The sequence below is a fragment of the Micromonospora sp. CNZ280 genome, assembly GCF_011759515.1.
This window is the reverse complement of the sequence record NZ_JAAOYP010000004.1, coordinates 538454-565452: the sequence shown is the minus strand read 5'-3', so window position 1 is coordinate 565452 and position 26999 is coordinate 538454. Positions and strand designations below refer to the sequence as shown.

The 26999-nt window shown below is 69.4% G+C and carries 28 protein-coding genes; 22 read left to right on the top strand and 6 right to left on the bottom strand.

Annotation, left to right across the window (positions count from 1 at the left end):
- Positions 1–18: 18 nt before the first annotated feature.
- The 7 genes from FHX32_RS29750 to FHX32_RS29720 are packed head-to-tail and all read left to right on the top strand — an operon-like array spanning position 19 to position 5454.
- Positions 19–552, top strand: a complete 534-nt coding sequence (locus FHX32_RS29750) for an RNA polymerase sigma factor (protein WP_036311437.1) — start codon at positions 19–21, stop codon at positions 550–552.
- A complete protein-coding gene (locus FHX32_RS29745) occupies positions 549–1334 on the top strand; it encodes a zf-HC2 domain-containing protein (RefSeq protein WP_030273693.1) in 786 nt (261 codons plus the stop codon). Before FHX32_RS29750 ends, FHX32_RS29745 begins: the two co-directional genes overlap by 4 nt.
- On the top strand, positions 1331–2086 hold the full coding sequence (locus FHX32_RS29740; protein WP_030273692.1) for an ABC transporter ATP-binding protein: 756 nt from the start codon (positions 1331–1333) through the stop codon (positions 2084–2086). Before FHX32_RS29745 ends, FHX32_RS29740 begins: the two co-directional genes overlap by 4 nt.
- Positions 2083–3357, top strand: coding sequence for a hypothetical protein (locus FHX32_RS29735; RefSeq protein WP_030273691.1), 1275 nt, complete (start codon positions 2083–2085; stop codon positions 3355–3357). The genes FHX32_RS29740 and FHX32_RS29735 overlap by 4 nt, the downstream gene beginning before the upstream one ends.
- On the top strand, positions 3354–4034 hold the full coding sequence (locus FHX32_RS29730) for a hypothetical protein (protein ID WP_052166211.1): 681 nt from the start codon (positions 3354–3356) through the stop codon (positions 4032–4034). Before FHX32_RS29735 ends, FHX32_RS29730 begins: the two co-directional genes overlap by 4 nt.
- Entirely contained in the window at positions 4031–4612 is a 582-nt protein-coding gene (locus tag FHX32_RS29725; RefSeq protein ID WP_030273688.1) for an RNA polymerase sigma factor, read from the top strand. Before FHX32_RS29730 ends, FHX32_RS29725 begins: the two co-directional genes overlap by 4 nt.
- A complete protein-coding gene (locus FHX32_RS29720) occupies positions 4609–5454 on the top strand; it encodes a hypothetical protein (RefSeq protein ID WP_030273686.1) in 846 nt (281 codons plus the stop codon). Before FHX32_RS29725 ends, FHX32_RS29720 begins: the two co-directional genes overlap by 4 nt.
- A gap of 38 nt (positions 5455–5492) precedes the next feature.
- Here FHX32_RS29720 and FHX32_RS34690 read toward each other — a convergent pair whose 3' ends face one another.
- A complete protein-coding gene (locus FHX32_RS34690) occupies positions 5493–6053 on the bottom strand; it encodes a hypothetical protein (RefSeq protein ID WP_030273684.1) in 561 nt (186 codons plus the stop codon).
- Positions 6054–6283: 230 nt separating this feature from the next.
- Here FHX32_RS34690 and FHX32_RS29710 point away from each other — a divergent pair, with 230 nt between their 5' ends.
- Both FHX32_RS29710 and FHX32_RS29705 read left to right on the top strand, forming a co-directional pair.
- Positions 6284–7390, top strand: a complete 1107-nt coding sequence (locus FHX32_RS29710; protein ID WP_109903726.1) for an IS630 family transposase — start codon at positions 6284–6286, stop codon at positions 7388–7390.
- Positions 7391–7742: 352 nt separating this feature from the next.
- Positions 7743–8933 (top strand): IS110 family RNA-guided transposase, encoded by a 1191-nt coding sequence (locus FHX32_RS29705; protein ID WP_167190579.1) that lies wholly within the window; start codon positions 7743–7745, stop codon positions 8931–8933.
- A gap of 272 nt (positions 8934–9205) precedes the next feature.
- Here the strand turns inward: FHX32_RS29705 and FHX32_RS29700 are convergent, their stop codons facing one another.
- Together FHX32_RS29700 and FHX32_RS29695 are read right to left on the bottom strand one after the other, a co-directional pair.
- Complete coding sequence (locus FHX32_RS29700; protein WP_167190576.1) at positions 9206–10351, bottom strand: DUF4238 domain-containing protein; 1146 nt, start codon at positions 10349–10351, stop codon at positions 9206–9208.
- A gap of 1054 nt (positions 10352–11405) precedes the next feature.
- Positions 11406–12284: an IS5 family transposase gene (locus FHX32_RS29695; protein WP_486481402.1), complete on the bottom strand. Its 879-nt coding sequence runs from the start codon at positions 12282–12284 to the stop codon at positions 11406–11408.
- Between the two features lie 163 nt (positions 12285–12447).
- Here FHX32_RS29695 and FHX32_RS29690 point away from each other — a divergent pair, with 163 nt between their 5' ends.
- Complete coding sequence (locus FHX32_RS29690) at positions 12448–12879, top strand: hypothetical protein (protein ID WP_167190570.1); 432 nt, start codon at positions 12448–12450, stop codon at positions 12877–12879.
- Here FHX32_RS29690 and FHX32_RS29685 read toward each other — a convergent pair.
- The 3 genes from FHX32_RS29685 to FHX32_RS29675 all read right to left on the bottom strand — a co-directional run bounded on the left by FHX32_RS29685 (position 12844) and on the right by FHX32_RS29675 (position 15653).
- Positions 12844–13728: an IS3 family transposase gene (locus FHX32_RS29685; RefSeq protein WP_486481422.1), complete on the bottom strand. Its 885-nt coding sequence runs from the start codon at positions 13726–13728 to the stop codon at positions 12844–12846. The genes FHX32_RS29690 and FHX32_RS29685 overlap by 36 nt on opposite strands.
- Before the next feature lie 2 nt (positions 13729–13730).
- Positions 13731–14033 carry a transposase gene (locus FHX32_RS29680; RefSeq protein WP_111217005.1) on the bottom strand — a complete coding sequence of 101 codons (303 nt, stop codon included), beginning with the start codon at positions 14031–14033 and terminating at the stop codon, positions 13731–13733.
- Positions 14034–14264: 231 nt separating this feature from the next.
- Entirely contained in the window at positions 14265–15653 is a 1389-nt protein-coding gene (locus FHX32_RS29675; protein ID WP_167190564.1) for an IS1380 family transposase, read from the bottom strand.
- A 534-nt stretch (positions 15654–16187) separates the two neighbouring features.
- Here FHX32_RS29675 and FHX32_RS29670 point away from each other — a divergent pair.
- From FHX32_RS29670 to FHX32_RS29615, 12 genes are all read left to right on the top strand, one after another.
- Positions 16188–16730, top strand: coding sequence for a hypothetical protein (locus tag FHX32_RS29670; protein WP_486481401.1), 543 nt, complete (start codon positions 16188–16190; stop codon positions 16728–16730).
- Positions 16730–17413, top strand: coding sequence for a dTMP kinase (locus FHX32_RS29665; RefSeq protein WP_167190560.1), 684 nt, complete (start codon positions 16730–16732; stop codon positions 17411–17413). The genes FHX32_RS29670 and FHX32_RS29665 overlap by 1 nt, the downstream gene beginning before the upstream one ends.
- A complete protein-coding gene (locus FHX32_RS29660) occupies positions 17403–18239 on the top strand; it encodes an isocitrate lyase/phosphoenolpyruvate mutase family protein (RefSeq protein WP_167190557.1) in 837 nt (278 codons plus the stop codon). The genes FHX32_RS29665 and FHX32_RS29660 overlap by 11 nt, the downstream gene beginning before the upstream one ends.
- Positions 18240–18521: 282 nt before the next feature.
- Positions 18522–20222: an IS1634 family transposase gene (locus FHX32_RS29655; protein ID WP_167185129.1), complete on the top strand. Its 1701-nt coding sequence runs from the start codon at positions 18522–18524 to the stop codon at positions 20220–20222.
- Positions 20223–20337: 115 nt separating this feature from the next.
- Positions 20338–20730, top strand: coding sequence for an NUDIX domain-containing protein (locus FHX32_RS29650; RefSeq protein ID WP_208419480.1), 393 nt, complete (start codon positions 20338–20340; stop codon positions 20728–20730).
- A gap of 5 nt (positions 20731–20735) precedes the next feature.
- Positions 20736–21392 carry a TylF/MycF/NovP-related O-methyltransferase gene (locus tag FHX32_RS29645; RefSeq protein ID WP_167190554.1) on the top strand — a complete coding sequence of 219 codons (657 nt, stop codon included), beginning with the start codon at positions 20736–20738 and terminating at the stop codon, positions 21390–21392.
- Positions 21389–22297 (top strand): NAD(P)-dependent oxidoreductase, encoded by a 909-nt coding sequence (locus tag FHX32_RS29640; protein WP_167190550.1) that lies wholly within the window; start codon positions 21389–21391, stop codon positions 22295–22297. Before FHX32_RS29645 ends, FHX32_RS29640 begins: the two co-directional genes overlap by 4 nt.
- On the top strand, positions 22294–23172 hold the full coding sequence (locus FHX32_RS29635; protein WP_167190547.1) for a hypothetical protein: 879 nt from the start codon (positions 22294–22296) through the stop codon (positions 23170–23172). Before FHX32_RS29640 ends, FHX32_RS29635 begins: the two co-directional genes overlap by 4 nt.
- A 2-nt stretch (positions 23173–23174) precedes the next feature.
- Positions 23175–25010, top strand: coding sequence for a radical SAM/SPASM domain-containing protein (locus FHX32_RS29630; protein WP_167190544.1), 1836 nt, complete (start codon positions 23175–23177; stop codon positions 25008–25010).
- A 28-nt stretch (positions 25011–25038) separates the two neighbouring features.
- Complete coding sequence (locus tag FHX32_RS29625) at positions 25039–25758, top strand: hypothetical protein (RefSeq protein ID WP_167190541.1); 720 nt, start codon at positions 25039–25041, stop codon at positions 25756–25758.
- A gap of 89 nt (positions 25759–25847) precedes the next feature.
- Positions 25848–26003 carry a hypothetical protein gene (locus FHX32_RS29620; protein ID WP_167190538.1) on the top strand — a complete coding sequence of 52 codons (156 nt, stop codon included), beginning with the start codon at positions 25848–25850 and terminating at the stop codon, positions 26001–26003.
- A 73-nt stretch (positions 26004–26076) separates the two neighbouring features.
- Positions 26077–26991 (top strand): aKG-HExxH-type peptide beta-hydroxylase, encoded by a 915-nt coding sequence (locus tag FHX32_RS29615; protein ID WP_167190534.1) that lies wholly within the window; start codon positions 26077–26079, stop codon positions 26989–26991.
- Positions 26992–26999: the final 8 nt, after the last annotated feature.

Below are 26999 nucleotides of genomic sequence, written 5' to 3'. Positions count from 1 at the left end.
GCGTCCTAACCTTGCGTGATGGATGTGGGCGATGAGGAGTTGTTGCGCCTCGTCGGTGAGGGTGACCGCGGGGCGTTCGACGTGCTGTATGCGCGTAACGCGCCGTGGTTGGTGTTGCGTCTGCGCCGCCGGTGCCGGGATCCGGAGTTGGTCCGGGAGGTGTTGCAGGAAACGTTCCTGACGGTGTGGCGGGCCGCGGCCGGCTACCGCGGGGACGGTGCGGCGGTGGGCTGGCTGTGGTCGGTGGCGGCCGGTCGGCTGATCGACGCGCGGCGGCGTGCGTTGGTTCGCCCGCAGGGTGTGGGGGAGCCGGGCGAGGACGTGTTGGCGTGGTCGCCGTCGGCGGAGGACGAGGTCTTGGCGGGCGCGTACGACGCTGAGTTGGAGCGTGCGCTGCACCGTTTGGCTCCGGAGTTGCGGGCGGTGTTGCAGGCGACGGTGCTGGACGGCCTGACGGTGCGGGAGGCTGCGGTGTTGCTGGGTGTGCCGGAGGGCACGGTGAAGACCCGGGCGATGCGGGCGCGCCGCGAGTTGAGGGAGGCCCTGTCGTGACCGGGTTCCACGTCGACGCCAGGGTGCTGGCGGCGTACGCCGAGGGCCGCCTCGCTGACGTTGACGCGTGGTCGGTGGAGGCGCACCTCGACCGCTGTTCGGCCTGCCGGACGAGCATCGCATCGGACGCGTCGACGGCTCTGGTCGTGGAGGCGGTCGCGGTGGCGCTGGGCGGCCGGTTGCCGACGCAGGGGCGGGTGCGGCGGGCGACCGGGTGGCGGCGAATCAGGGTGTTGGTGGGGGCGGGACCTGCGGCGCGGACGGCGTGGTTGCTGTCGGTGGCTGTCACCGGGTTGCTCACCGCGGGGTTGGCGGTTAGCCCGACGGTGGTCCCGCCGTGGCTGCTCCTGCTGATCGCGCCGGCGCTGCCCGCTGTCGGTACGGCTCTGTCGTACGGGCCGCGAACTGATCCACTGCACGAGTTGATCGCGGGGACACCGCAGGGCGGCCTGACGATTGTGCTGTGGCGCACGCTGGCGGTGCTCACGGTGGCCGCACCCGTCGCGGTCCTGGCCGGCGCGGTGACGGACATCGGTCCGCCGGGACTGTGGCTGTTGCCCTGCGTCGGGTTGACCGTGCTGACGTTGGCGCTCGGCTCGTTGATCGAGCCCGCGTACGCCGCGCTCGTGGTGGCGGGGGCGTGGGCGGTGGTGGTGCTGGCGCCGCCGGTCGGCGGTCTGGCGGTCCTGGTGTCGAGCGTCCCGGGATGGCTGGGCGTCACCGCGGTGGCCGCGGTGGTGGTGTATGTGCGTCGGGAACGGGTGGAAAGGCAACCAGCATGACGACGGTGAGCGTCGACGGCCTGCGGGTCAGCTACGGCAAGCGAGTCGTCTTCGACGACCTGGACCTCGAGCTGGGGATGGGGGTGCACGGGTTGCTCGGCCCGAACGGCGCCGGCAAGACCACCCTGATGCGGGTCCTGGCCACGGTGCTGCGCCCCGACCGGGGTGAGGTCCGGCTGCTGGGCCACCACATCGGCGACCCCTCGGCGTTGCGGCAGGCACGCCGACAATTGGGCTACCTGCCCCAGACGTTCGGCTTCTACCCGCGCTTCACCGTCCGGGAGTTCGTCGAGTACTTCGCCTGGCTGAAGGAGATGCCACCGGCGCGGATCCCGCTGGCGGTGGACCGGGCGATCGAGCGGGTCGGCCTGCTGGAGCGCGCCGACGACAGGATGAAGCACCTCTCCGGCGGGATGCTGCGCCGCGCCGGCATCGCCCAGGCCATCGTGAACGACCCTCGGCTGCTGTTGTTGGACGAGCCGACCGCGGGTCTGGACCCGGAGCAGCGGGTGCAGTTCCGGGCGCTGCTGCGGGAGCTGGGCCTGGATGCTGTCGTGCTGGTCAGCACTCACTTGGTGGAGGACGTTGTGGCGGCGTGTACCCGGGTGAACCTGCTCGACGGGGGGCGGCTGGTTTTCACCGGCCTGCCCGATGAGCTGATCGCGGCCGGTGGGGACGGCGACAGCGGCGACTCCCCGATCGAACGGGGCTACACGGCGGTTCTGCGCGGCGCGCGGACGGCACCGCGGTGAGGCGCGCGCTGAGGGTGGAGCTACGCCGCGGCACGGCGCCCTTCGCCGCTGTGGCGATGTTCGGGGCCGGGGTGTGGATGCTGGCCGTGCACCCGGACGACTGGGGTGGCCGGTGGGCGGGCCTGGCGAACTACCTGCGGGTGTCGCTGTTGATCCTGTGCGCTGTCATGATCGCTGCCGGGGCGTGGCAGTCCGGGCGGGAACGGCGGCGCGACATCGACGACCTGATCGCCTCCACCCCGCGCCCGGGCTGGCAGCCGCTGGTGGTGGCCTGGCTCGCCGTGACACTGGCCGGCGCCGCCGGTGTGCTGGTCGCGTTCGCCGGAGCGGCGGTGCTGGTCGCCCGGGTCGCGACCTACGCCGGCGGAGGCTGGTGGTGGACCTTGGCCGTCGGCGTCCTCGCCCTGGCCGCCGCCGGCGCGGTCGGCGTCCTCGTCGGGCGACTGGTCCCGCTGCGGGTGGCGGCGCCGATCGCCGGCTTGGCCACCTACCTGGGCCTGGCCATCGTCGTCTACTGGGACGGCACGCCCGCCGCGTGGCTGTCTCCGGTCTACGGCGGCTGGGCGGTTTACTCGCTCGTCCCCGGCCGGGTCACCGTGTTGCAGGCAGCCTGGCTGGTGGCCCTGACGGTCCTGCTGCTCGCCGCCGCCGCGCGGCAGCGGCGAGCAGCCCTGCTGGCCGGCGGACTCGCCGTCGCCGCCGCCGTGCCGATCACCACCGGGCCGGGCACCCATCGCCTCCCGGCCAACCCGGCCGCGGTAGAGCTGGTGTGCACGAGCAGCGGCCCCCAGGTGTGCCTGTCCCGGATCAACGCCTTCCTGATCGACGACGTCACCGCGGTCGTGCAGCCGATCCTGGCCCGTCTCGACGGGATACCCGGAGCGCCCCGGCGGGCGGTCGACCAGGCCGCACAGCCGGACGGCCAGTCCGTCGAGCAGAACGACGACACGGTCTGGCTGAACCTCGGTTCCCAGTCCACCGCGCTCGGCGGCTTGACCAGCCCCGAACACCTGCGTGCGGACTTCCGGCAGGTGACCCGCGCCAGATGTGAGGACCCCTCCGGGGTCCGCAGAATCGACCAGCGGGTCTACCGGACCGACACCCTGGCCACCGACTGGATGCTCGACGAGGCAGCTACCCCCGACGATGTATCCCTCACCAGGCTCCGCGCACTACCGGAGCCGGCGCAGCGTGCCTGGTTCGCCACCTACCTCGACGCGGCCGACCGATGCGACGCCCAAGCCCTGATCCGGCTCGGCCAGCAACCGTGACCCGGCGGCTTCTCACGCTGCACCTGCGCTCCCGGGGCGCGTCAACCTTCGTGGCTGGTGTCGGCGTCATCACGCTGCTGGCCTGGGCCGCCGGAACCTGGCTCGCCGGCAGGCCCTACTTCGACGGACCCGCCGCCCGCGTCCCCGTGGTCGCACTCGCACCGCTGCTGGCCGCCCTACTGCTGGGGCCCACCCTCGCCGGCGCTGACGAGGACCTCGAACGCAGCACGCCCCTGCCGTGGCGGGTCTGGCGAGCCGGTCACCTTCTCGTCGCCGCTCTCGTCACCGCCATGGCGCTCAGCCTGGCCGGGCTGCGGGAGTCCGACACGTTCGGCGCCCATGCACTGGTGCGCAACGCTCTCGGTTGTATCGGACTGGTCGCCAGCGGCGCAGTGCTGCTCGGCGCGCGGCTGGCGTGGCTGCCCGCCTTCGTCTACGTGTGCGCCGTCTACGCCGCCGCTCCACGCCATACCGGTGCGGTCGTCGCGGCTTGGGCCTGGCCGATCCAGCCCTCCACCACGACAGCATCCTGGCTCACCGCCGTCACGATCTTCGCCGTCGGTGCGGCGGGATACGTTCACGGCGGGTCCCGCGCGCCGGCTGGGCGCCGCTTTCGTTCGAGAGGTGCGCCGGTGACCTGCAACAGAGTCGGCGTGAGCGGCCATAGTGTGGTGTGAGGCATCAGGTACGGCCGTCGGACGAGGAGCTGTGGTCCTCGATCGCCGCCGGTGAAGAGTCGGCGTTCGGTCGGCTCTTCGACCGGTACTCCCGCCCGGTCTACAACCACGCGTTCCGGCAGACCGGCTCGTGGGCGACGGCCGAGGACGTCACCCAGGCGACGTTCCTCGTCGCGTGGCGCCGCCGCCACGACGCCCGGCTGGTGGACGGCTCGGCGCTGCCGTGGCTGCTGGTCGTCGCCACCAACGCGGTCCGCTCCGAGTGGCGGTCGGCGCGCCGGTGGCTGGCGCTGATACGGCGTCTACCGGCGGAGCGGTACGCCGATGGTGACCTCGCAGACGAGGTTTCCGCGCGGCTCGACGACGAGCGGCGGATGGCCGAGGTCCTCTCGGTTCTCCGCCGGTTGTCACCGGCCGAGCGGGAGGCGGTGGCCTTGTGCCTGTGGTCCGGCGTGTCGTACCCGGACGCGGCAGCCGTGCTGGGAATCAGTGAGGTGGCGGTGCGGTCCAGGGTCAGTCGCGCGCGCAGCCGCCTGGCTCGCCTGGTGCCCGAGGAGATCCAGGAGGGGAAGCGGTGAACGACATTCTCGACCTACCTGCCGAGCGGGACCTGCCGCCGGGGACGGCGCGCGCGATGCGGGCCCGGATCCTCGGCTTCGTGAGGCCGCGCCCAGCTCGTACCCCACGACTGCGCATCGCCGTGGCCGGGGCGGTGCTGCTGGCTGTGGCGTCCGGTGCCGCGGCGGTGGTGTGGGAGCGGCCGGACCGATCGACCGTGCAGGTGTTGGCCATGGGGGCCGGGGAGCTGTCGCCGACGCTGCAGGACGCGGCCGAGCGGTGCCTTCGGTGGAACTCCCCGCAACGGCAGGCCCGGCAGGACCCGAGCGAGCAACCCGTCCCGGTGTCCCTGGCCGATTTGGCGGTGGCCATCGAGCGGGGTGACCGCGCGCTGGTGTTGTTCATGAACGACGTCGGCTACGCCACCTGCGACGCCGAGTCGCCTCGAATGGCTCGGGAGTCCGGCGGGGGCGCCACCGAGCCCTGGCCGCACGGTGAGTGGCTGCCCGGGCCGGTGCAGCGGCTGCTGCTGACCTCCACCGAGTTCGACGGTGGGGACGTCAGCGTCAGCGGCCGGGTCAGCGTGCGTGTCCACCGGCTCGTGCTCGACCACGGTGACGGCCACATCACGGCAGCCCGGCTCTCCGGGGGCGCGTTCGGCCTGATGACCAGCGGCGCCAGACTCAAGGCCGGCAACGCCCCTGAACTGGTCAGTTACGACGCCAAGGGGGCGGAGATCGACAGGCGTCCGCTGTTTCAGGCCGAAGACCAGCTGGAGCACTGCTACGCGGGTCCGGACGGGAAGCGGATCTACGGCAAGCCAACCAGTGGCTGCCGGCCGGCCGAGAAGTGGCGAGGGTAGCCACCGTTGGAGGCTGACTGCGGCTTCGGCGTTGGTCGTCACTCGCGGGTCAGCCCTGGTGGCAGCGCGTCCTCGTCGGCTCGGACCTGGCGGGCGTTGGCCAGGGGGTCGCGTTCGAGGGTGTGGATCAGTGGTGCCGGGCCGCCGACGCAGGTCCAGGTGTCGTCCCAGAGCGCGGAGACCAGCCACGATCGGTCGGCGGGGAAGAACAGGTCGGGTAGCGCGCCGTGCGGGTGGCGTATGTGACCACCGGTGCGCCAGGTGAGGGCTTGCTCGGGGCCGGCCTCGACCAGCACGTACGGCCAGTTCCAGTAGAGGAACACCCTCGGGGCGTGGGGGAAGACGACGTCGTGGGCGCCGGTGTCGAGGTAGGCCAGCCACCAGGGCTGATCGGGGGTGTGCGTGGTGAGGTCCTCGACCAGGGCGTGCTCGTAGGCGGCGGCGGTGACGTCGTCGGCCTGGTACGTGGTGGCGTAGGCGTCGAAGACCAGCGGGATGGCGGTGGTGATCGAGACACCGGCAGTGGTGTGACCAGCGATCCAACTCACGTCGGCGGCGGCACCGATGCGCCAACTCCGCCCGTCCTTGCTGACCTGCACACCGCTATTCAAGCCGCTGCAGCGACGGTTGGCGTGGGAATCAGGCCGGTCGCGGAGCGGCGGCCCCGCGCCCCCGTTATGGGCAGTCACGCCGTACGCCTTCCCCGCGCTCGATGGAGCGCTGATGCTCCCCGGGTTCCCGCACATGGTGTCCGGGCGCTTACCAGCGACGGCGGCAGGCTAGTGTCCCGAGTCGTTGATCCGTTACCAAAGTTGGTTAGGCTGTGGGTATGCCGCGAACGGGTCGCCCGAAAGCCGAGCTTGTGTTGTCCGATGTGGAACGTGAGACGTTGCTGTCGTGGTCGCGTAGGGCGAAAACGGCGCAGGCGTTGGCGTTGCGGGCGCGGATTGTGTTGGCGTGTGCGGAGGGTACGACGAACAAGGACGTCGCCGCGGCGTTGGGGGTGTGGCCGCAGACGGTGAACAAGTGGCGGGCCAGGTTTGTTCGTGACCGGCTGGAGGGCCTGTCGGACGAGTCGCGCCCGGGCGCGACTCGGAAGATCACCGATGAGCAGGTCGAGGCGGTGATCGTGAAGACACTCGAAGAGGCGCCGACCAACAACGACACGCACTGGTCGACACGGTCGATGGCCAAGGCCGTCGGGTTGAACCAGACCGCGGTCTCTCGGATCTGGCGGGCGTTCGGCCTCAAGCCGCATCTGGTGGACACGTGGAAACTGTCCAAGGACCCGCAGTTCATCGAGAAGGTCCGCGACGTGGTCGGGTTGTATCTCGACCCGCCCGACAAGGCCATGGTCCTCGCGGTCGACGAGAAATCCCAGATGCAGGCGTTGGACCGCAGCGCGCCGACGCTGCCGATGATGCCGGGTGTGCCTGGGCGGCAGACCCACGACTACATCCGGTACGGCACCACCAGCCTGTTCGCGGCGCTGGACGTGGCCACCGGCAAGGTGATCGGCCAGCACCAGCGCCGCCACCGGCATCAGGAGTTCCTGCGGTTCCTCAAGACCATCGACGCGAACACTCCGCCCGAGTTGGATCTCCATCTGATCTGCGACAACTACGCCACCCACAAGACCCCGGCGATCAGGACCTGGCTGGCCGCGCATCCCCGCTTCCACCTGCATTTCACCCCGACCTCGGGCAGCTGGCTCAACCTGGTCGAGCGCTGGTTCGCCGAACTGACCCGCCGCAAACTACGCCGCAGCAGCCACCGCAGCGTCAAGGACCTCGAAACTGACGTCAACGCCTGGATCGCCGCATGGAACGAAGACCCCAAGCCCTTCGTATGGGTCAAGACCGCCGACGAGATCCTGGACAACCTCGCCAACTACTGCACCAGAATTAATCAACTCTCCAACGACTCAGGACACTAGGGCTGCCGTGCCCGGGGGCCGGGGTGGGGATGGCTGTGCGTGTTCGGCCGTGCCTGTGGCTGAGCTTCGAGGTGCCACTCATTCCCGCCGCGCGAGCGGGTTGGTTGAACGGGCACGGCCCTGGTGGCCGTAGACCCTGATGCCCGGAGGCGGTGGGTATGGCTGCGTGTGTTTCGCCGAGATCGTTTGGCTGACGGTAGGAGATGCCACCCGCCGCTTCGTCGTCTGTGAGATTCGGTCGACCGCTGATGGAGACCCGCGACCCGCGTTCGCATCGCTAGAAGGTGCCGGCAAACCCGAACCCGCAGACGAAGGCCATCCGAGAGACGATCAAGTAGAGGGGAGCGCGATCGTGGCGAAGCTGTGGATCGGCGTGGACATCGGCAAGACCCACCACCATGTCGCCGCCGTTGACGGTGACGGCCGGCTGGTCTACTCCCGCCGGGTCGCCAACGACGAAACCGCCCTGCTCACCGTCATGGCTGAGGTGTCGACGCACGGCCGGCCGGTCTGCTGGGCGGTCGACGTCACCACCGGCCTGTCCGCGTTGCTGCTGACCCTGCTATGGCGGCGGCAGGTCCAGGTCCGGTACGTCTCCGGCACCGTCGCGTTCCACATGGCCGCCGCGTTCGCCGGGGAGAACAAGAACGATGCCCGCGATGCGGTGGTGATCGCCCAGACCATCCGCATGCGCCCCGACATCCCCGTCCTGGAGCCGTCCGACCGGCTCCTCGCCGAACTGACTGTGCTGACCAGTTACCGCGCTGACCTCGTCGGGCAGCGCGTCGCCACCCTGTTCCGGTTGCAGGAGTTGCTCACCGGGATCAGCCCCGCCCTGGAGCGGGCCGTGGACCTCAACCGGAAAGGCCCGATGATGGTCCTCGCCTGCTGGCAGACCCCGGCGGCGATCCGGCACGCCGGCGTCGACCGGATCACCGCCCTGCTCCGCTGCGGCCACGTCAAGAACGCCGTCCACGTCGCCGAGGCGCTGGTCGCCGCCGCCCGGCAGCAGACCGCCACCCTGCCCGGCCAACGCGCCGCCGCTGTGGTGGTCGGGCAGATGACCACCGAGATCCTCGCCCTCGACCAACGCATCGCCGCCGTCGACGGCCTCATCGCCGAACACCTCGACCAGCACCCACTCACGCCGATCGTCAGCAGCCTGCCCGGCATGGGACCCCTACTCACCGCCGAACTGCTCGTCCACACCGCCGGCATGACCGAATACGACAACGCCGCGAAACTGGCCGCCCACGCCGGCCTGGCACCTGTCTCCCGCGACTCCGGAACGGTCTCCGGAAATCATCGCCAGCCTCGCCGCTATCACCGACGGCTGCGGCACATTCTGTGGATGGCCGCGTTTACCGCCGCCCGGGAATGCCCTGCCTCCCGCGCGTACTACGAGAAGAAACGCGGCGAAGGCAAAAACCACCGGCAAGCCATCCTCGCCCTCGCCCGACGACGCGTCGACGTCCTCTGGGCTCTTGTCCGTGACGGCAAGACCTTCACCCGACCGGCACCGGCGATCCGCGCCGCAGCCTGAACCAGCACGCTCCCCGCCGACGCGCCCCCGGTCCCGCCGGCCACTCGACCCTGCCCACCAAGATCAACCAGAGTCGCATGGAGACTCCTAAGACGACGCTCCGCGCGTAGCCGCAAGCGGGTGACCTGCGGCTTTTCCTTTTTCTTCCTCCGGTGGCCGGTCGCACAGCGGCGGTGCTGTGGTCGCCTGCTGAAGATCAGCTAGGCGCAGCAAGCGCCGTGGAGCGACGTCTGCCTGCCCGTCTGAGAACGATGCGCACATCGTGGCCCTCCTCAGCGACCGCAGCGGCCTAACAGCTCGGGTTGTCGAGGTGCGGGTGGCTGTTGCAGCTCCCGGGCGAAGGCGGTGCCGCCGTCGCAGACATGGACGATGGGCCCAGGTTCGGGAAGTTCCATGGCGGTGAACGTGGGATGGGCGGGGTGAGCAGCGACCCATTGGTAGGCGTGAGCGAGGAGCCGGGAGTTCACGTCGTTCGCGAGGGCGACGGCCGCTTCACCGCGCAGGCGGCGGTGGGGCGCCACGTCGGCGACGCCGTGCGGGCCGATGACGAGCAACGCTCGTGGTGTGAGCGGCAGGGCTGCCTCGTGCGCTTGGCCCACGCCGGGTCGGCTGGGGTATACGTGGACCGTGTCGGCGTTGCGGGCGCGGCTTCTGCTGGGCTTACGCGCGTCCTTCTTCCTGCGCCGCTGGGGCTTCGCGCAGCTCGGCAGGTGCTGGACGTGGCTGACGTCCCCGCGGGTACGCAGGATCACCGGCTCGTCACAGGTGATGAATAGCGGTTGGTCGATCGTGACGAGCGTCGCCGGGCGGCCGAAGAACGCCTGCGCGACTTTGGGAGCGTTCTTGGTGAGGTAGTCGAGGTGCAGGTTCGGGTCCGGAACCACTCGTACCTCGGTGATCCCGCGGATGTCCGGTCGCGACGAGCGGATGATGTAGTCGCCCATCAACTCGACCTCGCGACGGTGTCGGGGCGTGCGCAGCAGTTGGAAGCCGATGAAGATGCTCAGGTGCAGTGATTCCTCTGGCGTGAGCGGTCGCGGTGTCTGGAAGGGGTCGAGGATGCGGTCGATGACAGCGGTTGCCCCGTCCTCGATCACGCCGAGGATCCGTTCGAGCCGTCCGTCTCGCTCACCGTCGAGGTTGATGAAGGTGTAGAAGTCGCGGATCGCGCCAACGTCCTTGGTGTTGCGGAGGCTCGCCCGTCCCGTGACCCGGTCGCGGACGCGGATTTGGCCTGACGCGGAGAAGCGTTCGAGATAGCGGCGCGGGACGGTGTGGTGCCGGCTGCCGACCATCGGCACCGGCGAAGTCGTGTCCCACCAGTGCTGGATCTCGTCGAGGATGCTTGGATCCGAGTCGATCATGTCGTCGACCCAGCACCGCCACGGCTCGTCATCCCACCCGTTCTCGCCGACCATCCCGCCTTCTCACCGCACGTCCCGCCGCGACGCTTTGGCCGCTATCCCGATGGTCTACCTCGCGTCCGACATTGTCGAACCCGTTCATCCCCAGCGCGACTTGTCGCTGCTGACAGGAGCGCCTTGCGTTGGTATCCGCCTGCCACGGTCCGCGGAGCGGTCTCGACACGGCCGCCAGACACGCGGGGCGTCAGTTCAGGACGTCGGCGTCAAGCCCGTGACGAACGTGATTTCGTCCAAGCCCCGAGGATCGGTGCTGCCGCGGTCGGTCAACTCCTGCAGGATTAGGGTCCGCAGGACGGCGCGCAGCTGGGCGGCGCTCAGGCGTGGACTTTCGCCAGCGGGTCGGTCCGTAGCCACGACGGTCGCGAACACGTCACCGGCGAACGAGATAGCCCGCTTGCCCGCGTGCAAGAACTGGGACCGGAGCCGGCTCAGGGCCCGGCTCACCTCGGCAGCCCCCTGCCCGAGCGGCCCCTAGGGTCACGAGCTCGTCAGGTGGCACCTGGATCAGGTCGTTCGACAGCATCAGGCTGGTGGCCTGCTGACGGGGCTGCCCGCTGACCCGGCCGCCGACACAAGCCCTTGGTACTGACCCCCGACGCCGATGGCCACCTGGTCGCCGTCGATATCCCCCAGACCGCCGATGAGACACAGCAGTCCGGCGATCTGATCAGGCAGGGCGTGGGCTACCAGGACGCGCCGCCGCAGTAATCGGCACAGCCCCCGTTGATGTCGGCCTCAGGTTCCGGCAGGGTTCAAACGTGACGTATGCAGCACGCGGGGCGATAGGTGGGGCAGCGAGTGAGATCGGCAGTGCTCATCGCGCTGGCGCTGCGGCGCTACTCGTGGTCTATGGCCTGTTGGAGCGGGAGGCTGAAGGGCTGCTCCCATCCCGCGGCGGGCCCCCAGTGCTGGTTCGGATGGAGACCGACGATCCGACTGACGACATTCTCTGCGAGTGCGCATCCGGCCGGAGGGCATGGGTGCAGGCGAAGCATGAAGTGACCGTAGGGACCGCCGGCGCGGGCCTAAGGCGTGTTTCATAAGCCGGTCAGAGCCACTCGGTGATGATGGTGATGGTCAGGACGGCTTGAAAGCGGACGGCGAGTTTGTCGTAGCGAGTGGCGACGCCGCGGTGGCGTTTGAGCCTGTTGATGCCGTTCTCGACGGCGTGTCGTAGCCGGTAGAGATCCTTGTCGAACGCGGGTGGGCGGCCACCGTTGGAGCCTTTGGCCTTGCGGTGGGCGTCCTGGTCTTTCTTGCTGGGGATGCAGGCCTTGATCCCGCGTGAGCGCAGGTATCTGCGGTTGCCGCGGCTGGTGTAGGCCTTGTCGGCCAGGACCAGGTCGGGGCAGGTGCGGGGCCGGCCGACACCGAGGCGGGTCACGCGGATGCGGCGCAGGACGGGGATGAACTGCGGGCTGTCTCCACGGTGCCCGGCGGTCACGGTCAGGGAGAGGACCTTCTGTCCCTGCTCGCAGGCCAGATGAGTTTTGGTGGTCAGCCCGCCGCGGGACCGGCCCAGCGCGTGGTCGGCGGGTTCGTCGTGCACACCGCCGGGTGTTTCCTTCTGCAGATGGCCGTCGGTGCGGGCGCCGGCGGCGTGCTGGTGGGCGCGGCTGGTCATCGAGTCCACGCTCACCGTCCAGGCGATCCGGTCCTGCGCGTCGCCGGCCGCCTGCAACGCGGACAGGATCTTGTCCCAGGTTCCGTCACGCTGCCAGCGGCGGAACAGGCCGTAGATCGTCTGCCAGGGCGCGTACTCGGCCGGGACGTCCCGCCATGGAGCACCGATCCGGATCCGCCACCGGATCCCGTCGATGAGCTGCCGTTTCTCCCACTTCGGCGGACGACCTGTCGCCGGCGCGGCAGGCAACAGCGGAGCCAGAACAGCCCACTGCCTGTCGGTCAGGTCATGCCGCCTCGTCACCGCTACGCTGGGCACGAGGTCTCCGGTATGAAGTTCTTGCTTGGTCGCAGAACCAAATACCGGAGACCTCTTCAGTTATCGACCACCGCCACGCCGTGACTTCGTACGGATCCCTCGACTTACGAAACACGCCTTAGCACCGATACTCGTTCAGTGGGCCGGAATGATCCGGCGGGGATCGGTGCAACATGGTGATGGCCTGGTGTTGGCCGTGGCTCGGCTACCCGGTCCGCTGGAGGTGCTGCGATCGGCCCTCAATCGGCGGAGGGATCCGCACAGCGGCGCTTTGACGGCAAAACAGCAGAAGGCCTTACAGGTCCTCACGGCGCAGCTCGTGCGGGTAGCGCCCGATCTGGACGGGGACGCGAAAAGGCAGCTTCTGGACGCCGCTGTCATTTGGCATGTGGGCGCCGGTGACGCCGAGAACGCCAAGATCGGAAAACCGGTGCACGGTCGGGACGCGCAGTTGGGCGTAGCCTTGCTCGGCGCTGTCCTTGGCGACGCCAAGGTGGCCCCGCAGGCTATGGCTGTCAATCCCCTGGAATCGTGGAGGGTTGCGTTATGCGGCCTGGTTCTCCAGGGCACGGATGGTTGATCGTTCGTAGTCGATGGGTGATCGCCAGTCGCAGACGGAGTGCCGGCGGCGCCGGTTGTAGAAGTCCGTGATCCAGGTGGCGATCTTCAGGCGGGCTTCGGTGCGGGTGCGGAACTGGCGGCGGTGGACGTACTCGACCTTGATGGTGGAGAAGGTGGCCTCGGCGACGGCGTTGTCGAAGCATGATCCGACCCGGCCCATCGATTGGCGCACCTTCCAGCGGGCGCACGCCCGGGCGAACTCGGCCGAGGTGTACTCGGCGCCCCTGTCGCTGTGGAAGATCACCCCGGCGACGTCACCGCCGCGGGTGACGGCGGCCATGTTCAACGCAGCGGCGACCAGGGCGGCGTCGTGGCGCTCACCCATGGCGTAGCCGAGGATGCGCCGGGAGTACAGGTCGATGACGGTGGCGAGGTAGAGCTTGCCCTCGCCGGTGACGATCTCGGTCATGTCGCCGCACCAGGCGACGTCCGGCGCCGGCGCGGTGAACACTCGTTTGACCAGGTCCGGGGCGGCCGGACGCTTCCCTTGGCGGGTCAGGCCACGGCGGCGGCGTTTCGCCCGGGCGGCCAGCCCGAGCTCGGCCATGAGCTGCGCGATCGTGTTGTCGGAGACCTGCCAGCCTTGGTCGCGAAGCTCGATCCCGATCCGCGGGCTGCCGTAGGTGCCGCCCGAGTCGTCGAAGACCTTCCTGACCGCGGCCGCGAGCCGGGCACGTCGGTCATCACGAGGGGTCGGCGGCCGGTCGCGCCACTTGTAGAACCACGACTCGGACACTCCCAACGCCCGGCAGGCCACCGCGTGCGGCACGTCATGCTCGGTCCTCTGGGAAGCGATGAAGGCGGCCACGGTCACCTGCCCGTCGCTTCCTTGACCCAGAGGACCACGGATCGCTTGAGAACATCACGCTCCATCGCCAGCTCGGCGTTCTCCCGCCGCAACCTGGCCAGCTCCGCGCGCTCGTCCTCCGACAGCGCACCCGCGCCGCCGGCCTCGCCACGCTCCTCGCGATCCTTCTTCACCCAGTTCGCCAGGGTGCCATCGTTGATGCCCAGGTCACGCGCGACCTGAGCGATCGACTTCCCGGTCTCCCGCACAATGCGCACCGCGCCCGCGCGGAACTCCGGATCGAACCGGCGTCTCGTCTCAGCCATGAACCTCTATCCCTCAAGTTCTGGCCTCCACGTTACGAGGGGAAGGGCAGGCTGAGCCTCGATCCACCGACGCGGTTGGGTGCGATCACGGGTTGATCATTCCTGGATGGGGTGAGTCGGCGGGTGTGTGGTAGCCGCCGATCGGGTGGTCGGCTTGCTCCGGTTGCGATTGTGCGGTGTATAGGGATTGTGGCCTGTGGTCGGGCCGCCCGGTTCTGCTGGGGGGTGTGGTCAGCCGGGTGTGGTCTGGACGGCGGTGAACAGGTTGTCGAACGCGGCTTGCCAGGGCCAGTGGTCGGGTAGGTGCAGGTGGATGGTGCGGGCTCGGTGCGCGAGGCGGGCTGCGACGTTGATGATCCGGGTGCGGATCGTGGCGGGCCGGGCGGTGGCGTAGGCGCCCGCGGCGAGGTGGCCGCTGGCGCGGGTGAGGTTGTGGGCGATCGCGGCGCAGGTCAGCCAGGCGTCGTTGGCGCTGAACCGGCCCGAGGGCAGGTGGGCGAGTGGGCCGGCGATCAGGTCGGCGTTGATTTGTTCGATGATGGCGTGGCCGCGGTGCTGGGCTTCGGCCTGTACGAGGGTGAACGGGCTGTCGGTGAACACGGCGTGATACCGGTAGGTCGGTAGCAGTTCGTCTTGGCCGGGGATCTGTTGCGGGTCGTCGCGGCGGATGCGGCGCACGATCAGCCGGGCGGTCACCGCATGCCGGGTGCCGGCGAACGCGGTGTATGTGGTTTCGGCGATCTGCGCGTCGGAGATCCACCGTTGCTCGTCTTCGTCCCAGACGGCCTGCGGGTACTTGATGTCGACCCACTGGTCGCTGGCGATGCTGTCGCACGCGGCGCGGATCTTCGCGTCGATCCGGGTGGTGACCGAGAACCTGACACCACGACGCCGGCAGCAGTTGATCACGGTCTTGGCGTAGAACGCCGAGTCCTCCCGCACCACGATCTCACCGGTGGCGCCGCACGATCGGGCAGTGGTGATCGCTTCGGCGATCATCCTCGCCGCGCCGCGGGCGGAGCCGGCGTTACCCGAGCGCAGCCGGGTGGCGGCGATCACCGGCGCCGACAGCGGTGTGGACAGCGTGGCGACCAGAGGGTTGTAGCCGCGCAGGTAGACGTTGTAGCCGCCGACCTTGGCGTGGCCGAAGCCGATGCCCTGCTTCTGCTTGCCGTACACCCGCCGCAACATCGAGTCGATATCCACAAAGGTCAGCACGTCGGCGCCGGCCAAGATCGGTGCCCGGCCGGCCAGGCCGATCAGGGTGTCACGGGCGGCGGCCTGCAGCTGCCGCACGTGCCCGTGGGTGATCGTGCGCAGGAACGATCCCAGCGTCGACGGCGCGTACACACTCGTAAACAACGACCGCATCCCGCCGTGTCGGGCCACATCAAGGTCGTCGATACTGTCCGCGCCCGCGAGCATCCCGGCCACGATCGTGGCGACCTTCCCGGCAGGGTTGGCGCCCTTGTCCGTCGGCAGCCGCACCCGGTCAACGACCGCGTCGTGCAGACCGGCCTGCTCGGCCAGGCGCATCACCGGAACAAGGCCGGCACACGACACCAGATTCGGATCATCGAACGAGACGCGCGTCACCGGCACGTCATGACGTAATCTCACCTGCGAGGTGCCCTCTCGAGCGAAGCGATAGAAGCGTGAGAACTCCTATCCTTCCAGCTCAGAGGGCACTCTCTATCTCCGGGATCCCGCCGATCCGACATTCATCGGTGGATCGAGGCTCAGTGTTCAGCGGGGCGCAACCAAGAACAACTGCGTGGTTGCAGTACTCACCCGTGAGCTCGCCGAATGCGGACAACCTGTTCGGGCATGCGGACAAGTTCTTCTGTCCGCATGCGCCTCCTGGCTCTCTGTAACTAAGTCTGCGTCAATCGACGTGCGGCTGCTGCCGTTAGTCGGCCGCCCGATCCTGCATTAGGAGAATCCGTGCCTGCCTCACCTCAGTTACGACCTACTTCAGCAGTACCCCTGCACCGCATGTGGCTGACGGTCGGTGACGGCCTCCAAGTACAGCGGGTTCACCTGCATCTCTCCGAGTGGCGAGAGGCGATTGCATCGAACACTCCTCTGCCGGACGTCCAGGGTGTTGGACTCGCAGCGGCGTTGGCAGCCGTTGAGTTCACACACCTTGCGTCTGTGTCCAGTCACATCGACGACGCCGGACTTCGTCCGTGGCTGGACCTTCCAGCGCGCTATGCGTTTCCAGTAGGTCCGACGAACGTGCTCAGACCTGCGGCAATGGCTCGGGCCAACGAGCTGATCATGGATGGGGTCGACCAGGTGGTGGCTGCCGATCTAGCGGCTGTTTGTGGCGCGGCGGCCTGGTGGGTCGGGTTCTTCGCGATCATCCGCCATCGCGGTGTGCATCACCGCAGTTTGCAACCCAGCACTGCATCAATAGCGCGGATGGTGCTGGAGGAGGCAGCCGGCATTGTCGCGCTTGGTATGGCGATCCGCGTGTTGGAGGAACACCTGCGAGCAGGCGGAGTCGCTGAGGCCGGCTTGCGGATGGCGTACTGCCGTGCGTTGGCGGCGAGCGTCGTGGTCGAGCGACGGATGCCGGCGTTGTTGGAGGAACTCGGCGAGCTGCGCTTGGTCGATCTGGTGTCAATGGCGGTGCCGTGGCGGGGTCGGTTCACGAAGTACGCCGGTGGTACCGGCGCGGGGCAGGTGGAGTGATGCAGCGGTTTCCGTTCATCGTGATCGAGGGCCTGGACGGCACGGGGAAGACCACGGTGCGCAAGGGCCTGTTCCGGCTCTGGGAAGGCCTCTACGAGGTGACACCCCTGTGCGTCCTGACCAGCAACTTCCTGGCCGCTGATGCGGCCGCCGACATCGTGGAGGGTAAGTACCAGCCGTCGGCGGACAACCGTGACCGGTACCTGCAGGCGCTGGTGGCCGACAAGGCGGCGACGCTGGCGCGGCTGGTGCGGCCGGCGTTGCCCAACCGCCCGGTGATCAGCGACCGCTGGCTGGTGAGCGAGCTGGCGTTCTTCGCCGTCAAGCACGACATGAAGCCGGGGGAAACCTACGAGCGGCTCGCCGCCGGCATCACCCAGCCGGTTGATCTGACGCTGGTGCTCGATCTGGACCCGCGCGACTCGCTGCAGCGGGCGCACGGCCGGCAGGGCGACGCGGTCCGGGCGGACTGGGACGTGTTGGACGTGCAGGCCCGAGTGCGTCAGGTCTACACCGAGATCGTGAGCGAGCCGGCCGCCTATCCGCTGTTGGGCGAAGTGGCACACATCGACGCCAGCGCGAGCCCCGGCGGCGTGTTGGACCAGGTCTGGCAGGCCCTCATTGCGCATGACCTCGTGCCGCCATTCGATCCCACGACGGAGGCGGTGGCCGGTGACCGCTGACATTTTGCGCCGGGCACTGATGGCGGGTACCGGCGCCCCGGTCCGGGCGGTCGGCGCAGTCAACGCCCTTGCCGCCACCGCCGCCGCCGGTGCCGGCTTCGACGCACTGTGGGTCAGCAGCCTGGAGGTCTCCGCCGCCGCCGGCCTCGCCGACGCGAACGTGCTCGGGGTGCGTGACCTGTGCGACGTGGTGCTCGCCGTCGGGCGCACCGCCCACCTGCCCGTGGTGGTCGACGTCGACAACGCCGGCGGGTCCGCGAACTCCGCCCGCCGCTGCGCTTTGGACCTGGCCCGCGCGGGTGCTGCCGCGCTGTGCCTGGAGGACAGCGCCTATCCGAAGTGCAACAGCTTCAGCACCCACCGCACGCAGGGCCTGGCTGACGTCGATGTCGTCGCGGACCAGCTGCGAGAGATACGCCGGGCCAGCGACGAACTGGTGCTCATCGCCCGCACGGAGGCGCTGATCGCCGGCGCACCCTTCTCCCACGCCCTGGACCGGGCCCGGTACTACGCCGCGAACGGCGCGGACGCGGTACTGATCCACTCCCGTGACGTCTCAGGAGACGAGGCGCTGCGCACGGCGCGGGAATGGAGCGCACCGACCCCGCTGGTGACCGTGCCGACCGCCTTTGCCCACCTCGGATGGCAAGAGCTGGGCCGGGCCGGGTTCGCCATGTGCATCTACGCCAACCAGCTCAGCCGCGCCGCTTTGGCGGGCATGCGCGCCGTCGCCGCGGAGCTGGCTGGCACCGGCTCGCCGGGCACGGTGCCGCTGGCCACCGTGGGCGAGCTGCTGGCGATCGGCGATCCCTACGCCCGCGTCTGAGCCCTGCGTCCGACCCCTCGACCAGGAGATCCCACATGCCCCCATTGCCGCGGATCAGCGTGTCGGTGAAGGCCGCCGTCATGCGCGCAAATTACGTCTTGCTCTTGCCTGCGTTCCGCAGCTCAGCGTCGATATAGTCGGCGTTGCGGCGTGAAGGCGCAGGTCAAGGCGTTGCGGCCTGGTGGAAACCGCGAAATCGCCTAGTGACACGCCTGCCTGTGTATAACTGTTATGAGCTGCTGGTCTATGCCGGGTCTCATAGTCGGTGTACGGTCGTGCCTCGTGTACGTGAAGGCGTCGACCCGCAAGACCCGCGACGGGCAGACGATCCGCTACCTGCAGTTGGCCCACAATGAGTGGGACCCGGCCGCGAAGGCGTCCAAGACCCGGGTGTTGTACTCGTTCGGCCGTGAGGACCAGCTCGACGTGGCCGGTATCCGCCGCCTGGTGGACGCGTTGTCGCGGCTGCTGGCCCCGGCCGACGCCCTGGCCGCGGCCGCGCCGGCCGGGTTGTCGTTCGAACAGTCGAGGCCGCTGGGCGGGGCGTGGCTGCTCGACGGGCTGTGGCGCCGTCTGCGTATCGACACCGTCCTGCGGCCGCTGGTCGGCTCGGCGCGGCGGGAGGTCGACGTGGAGCGGGTGCTGTTCGCGCTGGTCGCGAACCGGGCCCTGGCGCCGTCGAGCAAGCTGGCCGCCGCCGAGTGGATCTGCCAGGACGTGCACCTGCCCGGCCTGCCACATGTCACCGACGACGCCTGCTACCGGGCGATGGACCAGCTGATCGAGGTCGAACCTGCGTTGACCCGCGGTGTCTACGACCAGATCGCCGACCTGCTCAACCTCGAGGTCGACCTGCTGTTCTTCGACACCACCAGCACCTACTTCGAACTCGACGAGGCCGACGAACCGCTGTGGCGCGACGCCTTGGGCAAGGTCGTGGCCGAAGGCGACCCGGCCGCAGTCAAGCAGGCCGGGTTCCGCACGCATGGTAAGAGCAAGGACTCCCGCGACGACCTGCCCCAGGTCGTGGTCGGGATGGCCGTCACCCGCACCGGTATCCCGGTGCGGGTGTGGTGCTGGCCCGGCAACACCGGTGACTCCGCCCTGATCCGGCAGGTCAAGACCGACATGCGGGAGTGGAGCCTGGCCCGCATCGTCTGGGTCGCCGACCGTGGCTTCGCCTCCGCTGAGAACCGCCGCTTCCTGCAACAGGGCGGCGGGCACTACATCCTCGGCGAGAAGCTGCGCGCCGGCACCAGCGAAGCCGACGCCGCCCTCGCACGGCAGGGCCGCTACGCCACCGTCGCGGACAACCTGCAGGTCAAGGAAGTCAACATCGACACCGACGACCGGTTCGTCATCTGCTACAACCCCGAGGCCGCCGACCGCGACGCCGCCGTCCGGACCCGGCTGATCGCCCAGCTCACCGACCTGATCGACGACACCGACCGGCTGTCGGCCACCAAACGCGCCGAGCTCCGCGGCGTGATCTCGACCAAGCCCGGCCTGAACCGGTTCCTGCGCGTCACGCCCAAGGGCCTGCTGCGCATCGACCAGGCCAAGGTCAAGGCGGAGCAGCGGCTGGACGGCAAGTACCTGCTGCGCTGCTCCGACCCAACACTGTCCGCCGAGGACATCGCCCTGGGCTACAAGCAACTGCTCGAAGTCGAACGCGGCTGGCGCGACATGAAGACCACCCTCGACCTGCGCCCGGTGTTCCACCACCGCGAGGACCGCATCCGCGCCCACATCCTGCTCTGCTGGCTGGCCCTGCTGCTGATCCGGGTCGCCGAGACCGAAACCGGCCGCACCTGGACCGCGATCCGCACCGAGATCGACCGGCTGCACCTGGGCGTGTTCACCGGCCCCGCCGGCACGTTCGCCCAGCGCACCGAGCTGTCCCAACCCCAGAAGGCCCTGCTCACCAAGCTGAAGATCACCGAACCGCCTCGGATCTTCGACGCCACACCCGCAACCGCCTGACCTGCAACAACACAGCCGCCTAGTGACACGCCCAGTCACCGGGCCTACCGGCGTTTGCCCAGCTCAAACCCCAAATTCGCGGACTATATCGACGCCGAGCTGCGGAACGCAGGTCTTGTCCTACGACGACGCCGCAGGCTTCCACTACAACCTTCCCGGCGGCAAGGCCCGCGAGGGAGAGTGCCTGCGCGACGCCGTGTGCCGTAAGGTCGCTGAGGAGACCGGGCTGCGTGTGCGGGCGCGCCGACTGCTGTTCGTCGTCGAGTACGTGCCCGAGGCCTGGCAAGGCGAGTTCGGCGACGTGCAGAAGGTCCAGTTTAACTTCCTCGCCGAGCCCCTCGACGACGCCGCACCCCGCATGCCCGACCCGCCCGACCCCCACCACGTCGGGTTCGAGTGGGTGCCGGTGACCGCGCTGGCGAGTAAGTACCTTCTGCCGCGCGTGGTGCCGCACCTGCTCGACACGCTCGGCCAGGACCGCGGCGACTGTCTTGTGGACCGGTGGTGACCGCGATGACCGCGCACCTGTCCGCGCTTCGCGGCTGGTTGCTCGCCGAGCATGCCAACACCGTTGACGCCGACCGGCTGACCGCCATCGCCGCCCAGCTGCGGCACATGGTGAAAGACGGCGTCGAGGGAGCGGTTGTGGAGGTCGGCTGCTACCGGGGCGCCATGGCGCTGTGGATGCGTGCCGTACTCGACGAACTCGGCGACAAGGATCGGCCGATCCACGTCTACGACTCGTTCGCGGGCCTGCCGGCCCCCGGTGATCGGGACTCCAACCACCTCGGTGAAGGCGAACTGGTGAGTACGCCGGCGGACGTCGTGTCCACTCACGCCGCCTGGCACAAACCGAGTCCGGTCATCCATCCCGGCTGGTTCGCCGACACCCTGCCCGACCAGATGCCCGAGACAATCGCGTTCGGTTACCTGGACGGTGACTTCTACGACTCCATCTACGTTTCGCTCACCCACTGCGTTCCCCGCCTGAGTCACCTCGGTGCACTGATCATCGATGACTACGCCGACACCGTCGTCAACCCGAAGGCCTGGGACGGCCTGCCCGGCGTCAAGCGCGCCTGCGACGACTACTTCGGCACGCCGACGCCGGTTGAGGTCCTCGTCGGCGACGGCGACCTCGCCTTCGGCCTGTACCGGCGGTCCGCATGACCACCGTCGTGGTCGTCGAGGGCAGCGCCGACCCTCACCGGCTGACCCAGGCGCTGCCCGGAGTGCGCGTCGAGGTACTCGACCGGCTACCGGCGGTATCCCACCCGGCGGTTGCGGTCGTCATGCGTTCCGGCACCCGGCTGTCGGCCCACCACGTCGCCTGCCTGCCGGCGCTGCGACATGTCGTGCGACCGGGCTCCGGCACCGACAACATCGACCTTCTCGCACTCGCGGCCCGAGGTATCACTCTGCATCGCAACCCGACCGCGAACGCCGCGGCCGTCGCCGAATGGACGTTGCTGGCCGCGCTGAGCCTCAGCCGCCGCGCGGCACTCGGGCACAACGGCCTCGCCGCCGGCCGTCACCTCAAGGCCGCCTGCCTTGGACGTCCCCTGGCCGAGCAGCACCTCGCGATCTGGGGCGCTGGGCCCGTCGGTCTCGCCATCGGGCAGGCGCTCCGCTCGGCGGTAAGTGACGTGGCGTACGCGGCATGGCCGTCCAACCCGCCGAACCTGCCCCAACGCCCCGCTGAGCTGCTGACCAGTTGGGCAGATCTGCACGTCGTGGCGCTGCCGCTGCGCGAAACCACCCTAGCGGCCTTCGGTCCGGCTTGGCTGGCCCATGCTGGGCGGCGCCGCCCGGCGTTGATCTGTGCCGGGCGGATGGAGACCCTCGACCTGCCAGCCTGCCTGGACGCCCTCGACGCCGGCACGTTGAGCGGCCTGGCCATCGACGCGATCGACCCCGAACACGTCGGCTCGTTCACAGGACCGGGTGAGCCGCGCAACCTGCTCCTCACCCCGCATATCGGAGCGCAGCGCCCGGACGTGCGGGGCGTCCTCGACCGCTGGACGGCCGAGACTCTGCGCACCGCCCTGCTTGGGGGACGGGAGGAGGACCGGTGACCAGCGCAGTCGATATCCGTGCCAGGATCGCTGCCCGGGTCGCGGCCGAGTTCTGCGATGACCCGAAGGTCAGCGAGGTTTGGCTGGAGGGTGCGCTGGGTGCCGGCCTAGCCCACGCTCGCAGCGACATCGACCTGCGCGTTGTCTTCCACGACCAGCCCCCCGCGCTGCGCTCGCGGTTGGTGGACGGCGTAAGGGTCGACCTCGCCGCGTGTACCCCGGCCATGATCGAACCGCTGCGGAGCATGCTGGGCTCCTTCGACGTGCGCTTCGACGACGTCGAGCGCTTCCGGCAGGTCCGCGCCGCACTCGGGCAACTGACCCGACTGCGCACCGCACGGCGGTACACGCTGACGGGATGGCAGCCGGTCGTCACCGGCGACGACGTAGCCGGCTACCGGCACTGGGCCGTGGCGGACCGGGTCGAGCACGTCCTCAGTCTTGTCGAAGACCTCCTCGGACTCACCACCGATCACCTGTATGCCGAGGCCGAGGTGGTACGCCGCCAGCTGGAGATCTGTCTTCTCGGCCTCGACGTCGTCGCGGCGGACCAACCGCTGCTCGGTGACAAGTGGCTACCCGCCCTCTGGCGTCGAGCCAACGACGGCGCGCCACCGTCGCTGCCCGCTCCATCCTGGAACGCCGACGACACCTCCTGGTTCCCGTCCGTCCGGAAGCGGGTCACCGCCGCACTCCTTCGGTGTTGGCCGGACCGCACCACCGCCGAAGAGCCGCCTCCCGCTGGTACCGGCGAGCTGGGTTGGCTGCCCCAGCGCTACACCGACGGATGGTTTGTGCGCCGCGGCGACGAACGCATCCGCCTAACCCCCGGCCAGCTCACCGGCTGGCACCGAGCGAACCGCCAGGGAGGCTAACCATGCCACCGGCCACCCCCACCCCGGAGGACATGTACCGGCCCCTGTTCGCCGACGACCGCCGGCCGGTCTCGGTCATCCTCAAGCTTCGCGGCGAGACCTGCAACATCGACTGCCTTTACTGCTACGAAAAGCGCAAGGAAGCCCCCGGCGGAGCACGACTGTCCGCCGACGACGCCGCCCGGCTGACCGCGGTCTTCGGCGCCCGCCCCGTCGCCGTCGAGCTGCACGGCGGCGAGCCGCTGACGATTGGCCGCGCCGCCTTCGCCGAAATCCTTGACCGGCTCGCGGCCCAACCCAACGTTGTGCGCGTCTCAATGCAGACCAACGGCCTTCTCCTCGACGACAGCTGGCTGGACCTCATCGACGCGCACTACCCCGGGCTGGAAATCGGGATCTCGCTCGACGGCGATGCAGCCGGCAATGCCTGGCGCGTCGGCTACGACGCGCAGCCCACATACGACCGGGTCGCCGCCGCCCTGCGCCTGCTCGCCGCCCGCGGACGGCACGTCGGGGTCATCAGCGTCGTCACCTCTGCCGTGCTCGGCCGCGCCGCGGAGATCCTTGACCACCTCGCCGGATTTGCCGCCGTGCGCGCCGTCAACCTCGTACCTTGCTTCGACGCCACCGTCGCCGCCCCGACCCGGCTCGCTGGTGCACGCGTGCCGGCGAGCCGCCATCTGCAACAGGCGGCCCTCACCGGTGGCTCCGGGCCGGCCTGGGCGATCACGCCTGCCGAGTACGCCTCCTTTGTCCTCAGCGCGACCGCGCACTGGATCGGCAGTGGCCTGTTCCGGCGCATCAAACTCGAACCCGCCGTGTCGACCATCCACCGACTCACGGGAGCCGCGGCGCCCATCTGCCACTTCTCCGACGCCAAGTGTGACCACGTCTTCACCACCTACCCGGACGGGCGTCTGGGCAGCTGCGACGAGCTACCGGGGTCGCAGGCCCGGTTCATCGGCCTGCCGGGTGCTCCTGAAGAGGCCGACATCATTGGCGCGCAGCGCCGCCTGCCGCTACTTGAGGCGGGCCGGTCGCTGATGGTCAAGTGCGCGAGCTGCCGATACAGCGACACCTGCGGCGGCGGCTGCGTGGCCACCCGGTGGCGGGCACACCGGCACGCCGACAGCGACGATGAGTACTGCGCCTACCGAATGCGTCTGGTCGACGGCGTCGCAGCTCTCCTCGCCGAACCCCACCGACCCGGCGGCGCCTCATGCCGCGCGGTGCCATGGCGCCCCCGTCGGCCCAACTCCATGCCCGACGTCGCAGGCTTCCTCGCCCGCTGGGACGACCCCAGCCGACCCCGACCAGCGGCCACCTTGCGGCACAGCGATCACGGCAACATCAACAGCGCCGGGTTGGCCGGTACCCACCCGGCCGACGACCTCGACCCCCACCACCCCCAGTGGCGCGACGGCATCGAACCCGCCGTGTGGCCGCTGGTCGACCTGCTTACCCGGCGCCTAGGCTACGTCACCTACGACAGCTGTCAGGGCCACCAGTACACGGGCCTCGACCTCGCACCGGTCGGACTGCATGTCGGCGTTCTCCCGCGACACCGTACCGAGTCCGCCCGGCTTAGCGCCGTTCTCTGCCGGCTGGACACTCGAGCGCGACAAGTGCTGCCGGCCGCCTGCCAGATGCTGGTCGGTCGGGACCGGCTGACATGCGAGACCACCAGCCGCCAGTACCCGGTCCTCGGGCTCTCCCTCGCCCCGACGGCCGGCTGGGACGCCTACTTCGCCGCCCTCGACGACGCTGTCACCGCCGTCACCACCGCACTCACCGACATCGCCAGCACCGCGCCCGCCGATTGCGAATGCCGCCCCTGAGCCCGCTCACCCCGGGAGGACGGACGCCATGATCCACGTAGCCGAAACCCTGACCACCCACAGCGTGGAGGGCTTCCTGAGCCCTACCGACGTCGAACAGCTCGCGACAGCCATGGACGAGATCCTTGCCGCGGCCGGTACGCGCCGTTTCGACTGCGGCCGTACCACCACCATGCACGAGATCCCGGGCCTGACCGCCGCGCAGGCCATGGCGGTCTACGAACCAGCCGGACGTATCGAGATCACCGAGCTGCCTTCATCGGTGACCGCCATCCTCGACCGGGCGACGAACCGTGCCATGCCGGCCATCCGCCGCGCCATGCCGTCGGTGACCGCGCTGCGTCCCTGGACCTACGTCGAGTACCGCACCGGACAGCACATCACCCCGCACGCCGACGGCATCGCCCCCGACCCCCGCACCTGGCCCCGCCAGATCGGCGGCATTGGCATCCCCATCCGTCACGCCGATGCTGGAGGCGACTTCTACGTCGAGACGACGGGAGCCCCTGACATCTGGGCCAGCACCGACCTGGCCAGCGCCGCCGGATACGTACCCGGCATGTCGCTCATCCACGACGGCGCCGACAACTCCTCTGCCTGGTTCCGCGACCTACCACGCACCCGCTGGACCGTCCGTCCCCGCCTTGGCGACGCCATCGTCTACGGCTCCCAACTGACCCACGGCACCGAACCAGTCAGCTCCGGACGGTCCCGCAAGTTCATCAGCTGGCTCATCGCCGAACGGTGAACGCCAATGCCACCGCGCACCCGCAGCCCGCCGCCGCTCGCCGCCCTCAGCAGCCCTGACTTCCGAGACACCCAGACAAGGAGCACATCGTGGACACACCCACGCCCTACGACGACTTCCTCACTGCCGTCGAGCAGCTCCGCGGCGACGACACCACCGTCCAGGTCACCGCGCACACCTCCAACGTATCCACCACCGGCTGGCCTCCCGCGGACAACGCAGACAGCTCCACCGGCCAGCAGTAACCGTCCGTCCTCGCCTGGTGCCGGGCCCCGCCCCGGCACCAGGCGCCCACCACCGCGCAAAGGAGAACAGCCGGTGCCGCCCCTTGACGACCTCTTCAGCCTGCCGGCCACCACCGACCTACGCCGGCGACGCACCACCGCTATCCACCGCGTCCTCGGCACGAACGCTCCCGCCAGCACCCCGCTCAGCTACGCCCTCGCCCACCACTGGCTTGAAGGTGCCGAAGCCGCGGCACGATCCGCCGACGGCACGCTGCTGGCCTGGTACCGCCACGCCACGGCCAGCGACACCGCCCGCCTACGCACCGACCCTGGTGACAAGATCCCGATTGTGGTCAACCCGAAGCCGGAGCAACTGCGCCGCTCGGCCCTCGCCGCCACGCCCTACTACGTCATCAACCCCGAAACGACGCCGGCCAGCCCACCCGCCCTGGAGCAAGTGCGGAACGGGCTCGCGGCGGCAGTCAGCGCCGGCTTTGGCACGCTCCTGTGCGATCACGCGCCGATCATCTGCCTCCTCGAACGGAAGACGCTCCACGACACCCTGCTCAGCTGGACCATCACCCGCCTGCCCGGCACCGTCTTCACCGACTACACCAACCACCCAATCGTCCTCGCCCGCGACCTCATCCACGAAGCCGGCCACAACTGGCTAAACGACGCCCTGGTCGCCTGCCACGTCAACATCCCCGACGACCGGCACTTCTACTCACCCTGGCGAGCCACCGAACGACCCGCCTTCGGCTTCCTTCACGCCTGCTGGGCCTTCCCGCTCACCGTCCTGTACGCCGCACGCGTCGCCCCCACCGCGCCAGCCGAGGTACGCGACTTTCTCACCGCCCATCTGCGCCTGCAGGCCGAACAGCTCGCCCAAGCAAGGGACAGCTTCCAGACCGCCATCACACTGGTCGACCACGACGAGCTACGCCGCCGTATGACCGAGATCTTCGCCACCGCCGTCAGCATCACCGCCGCGCAGCCGACCTGATCAGCGAC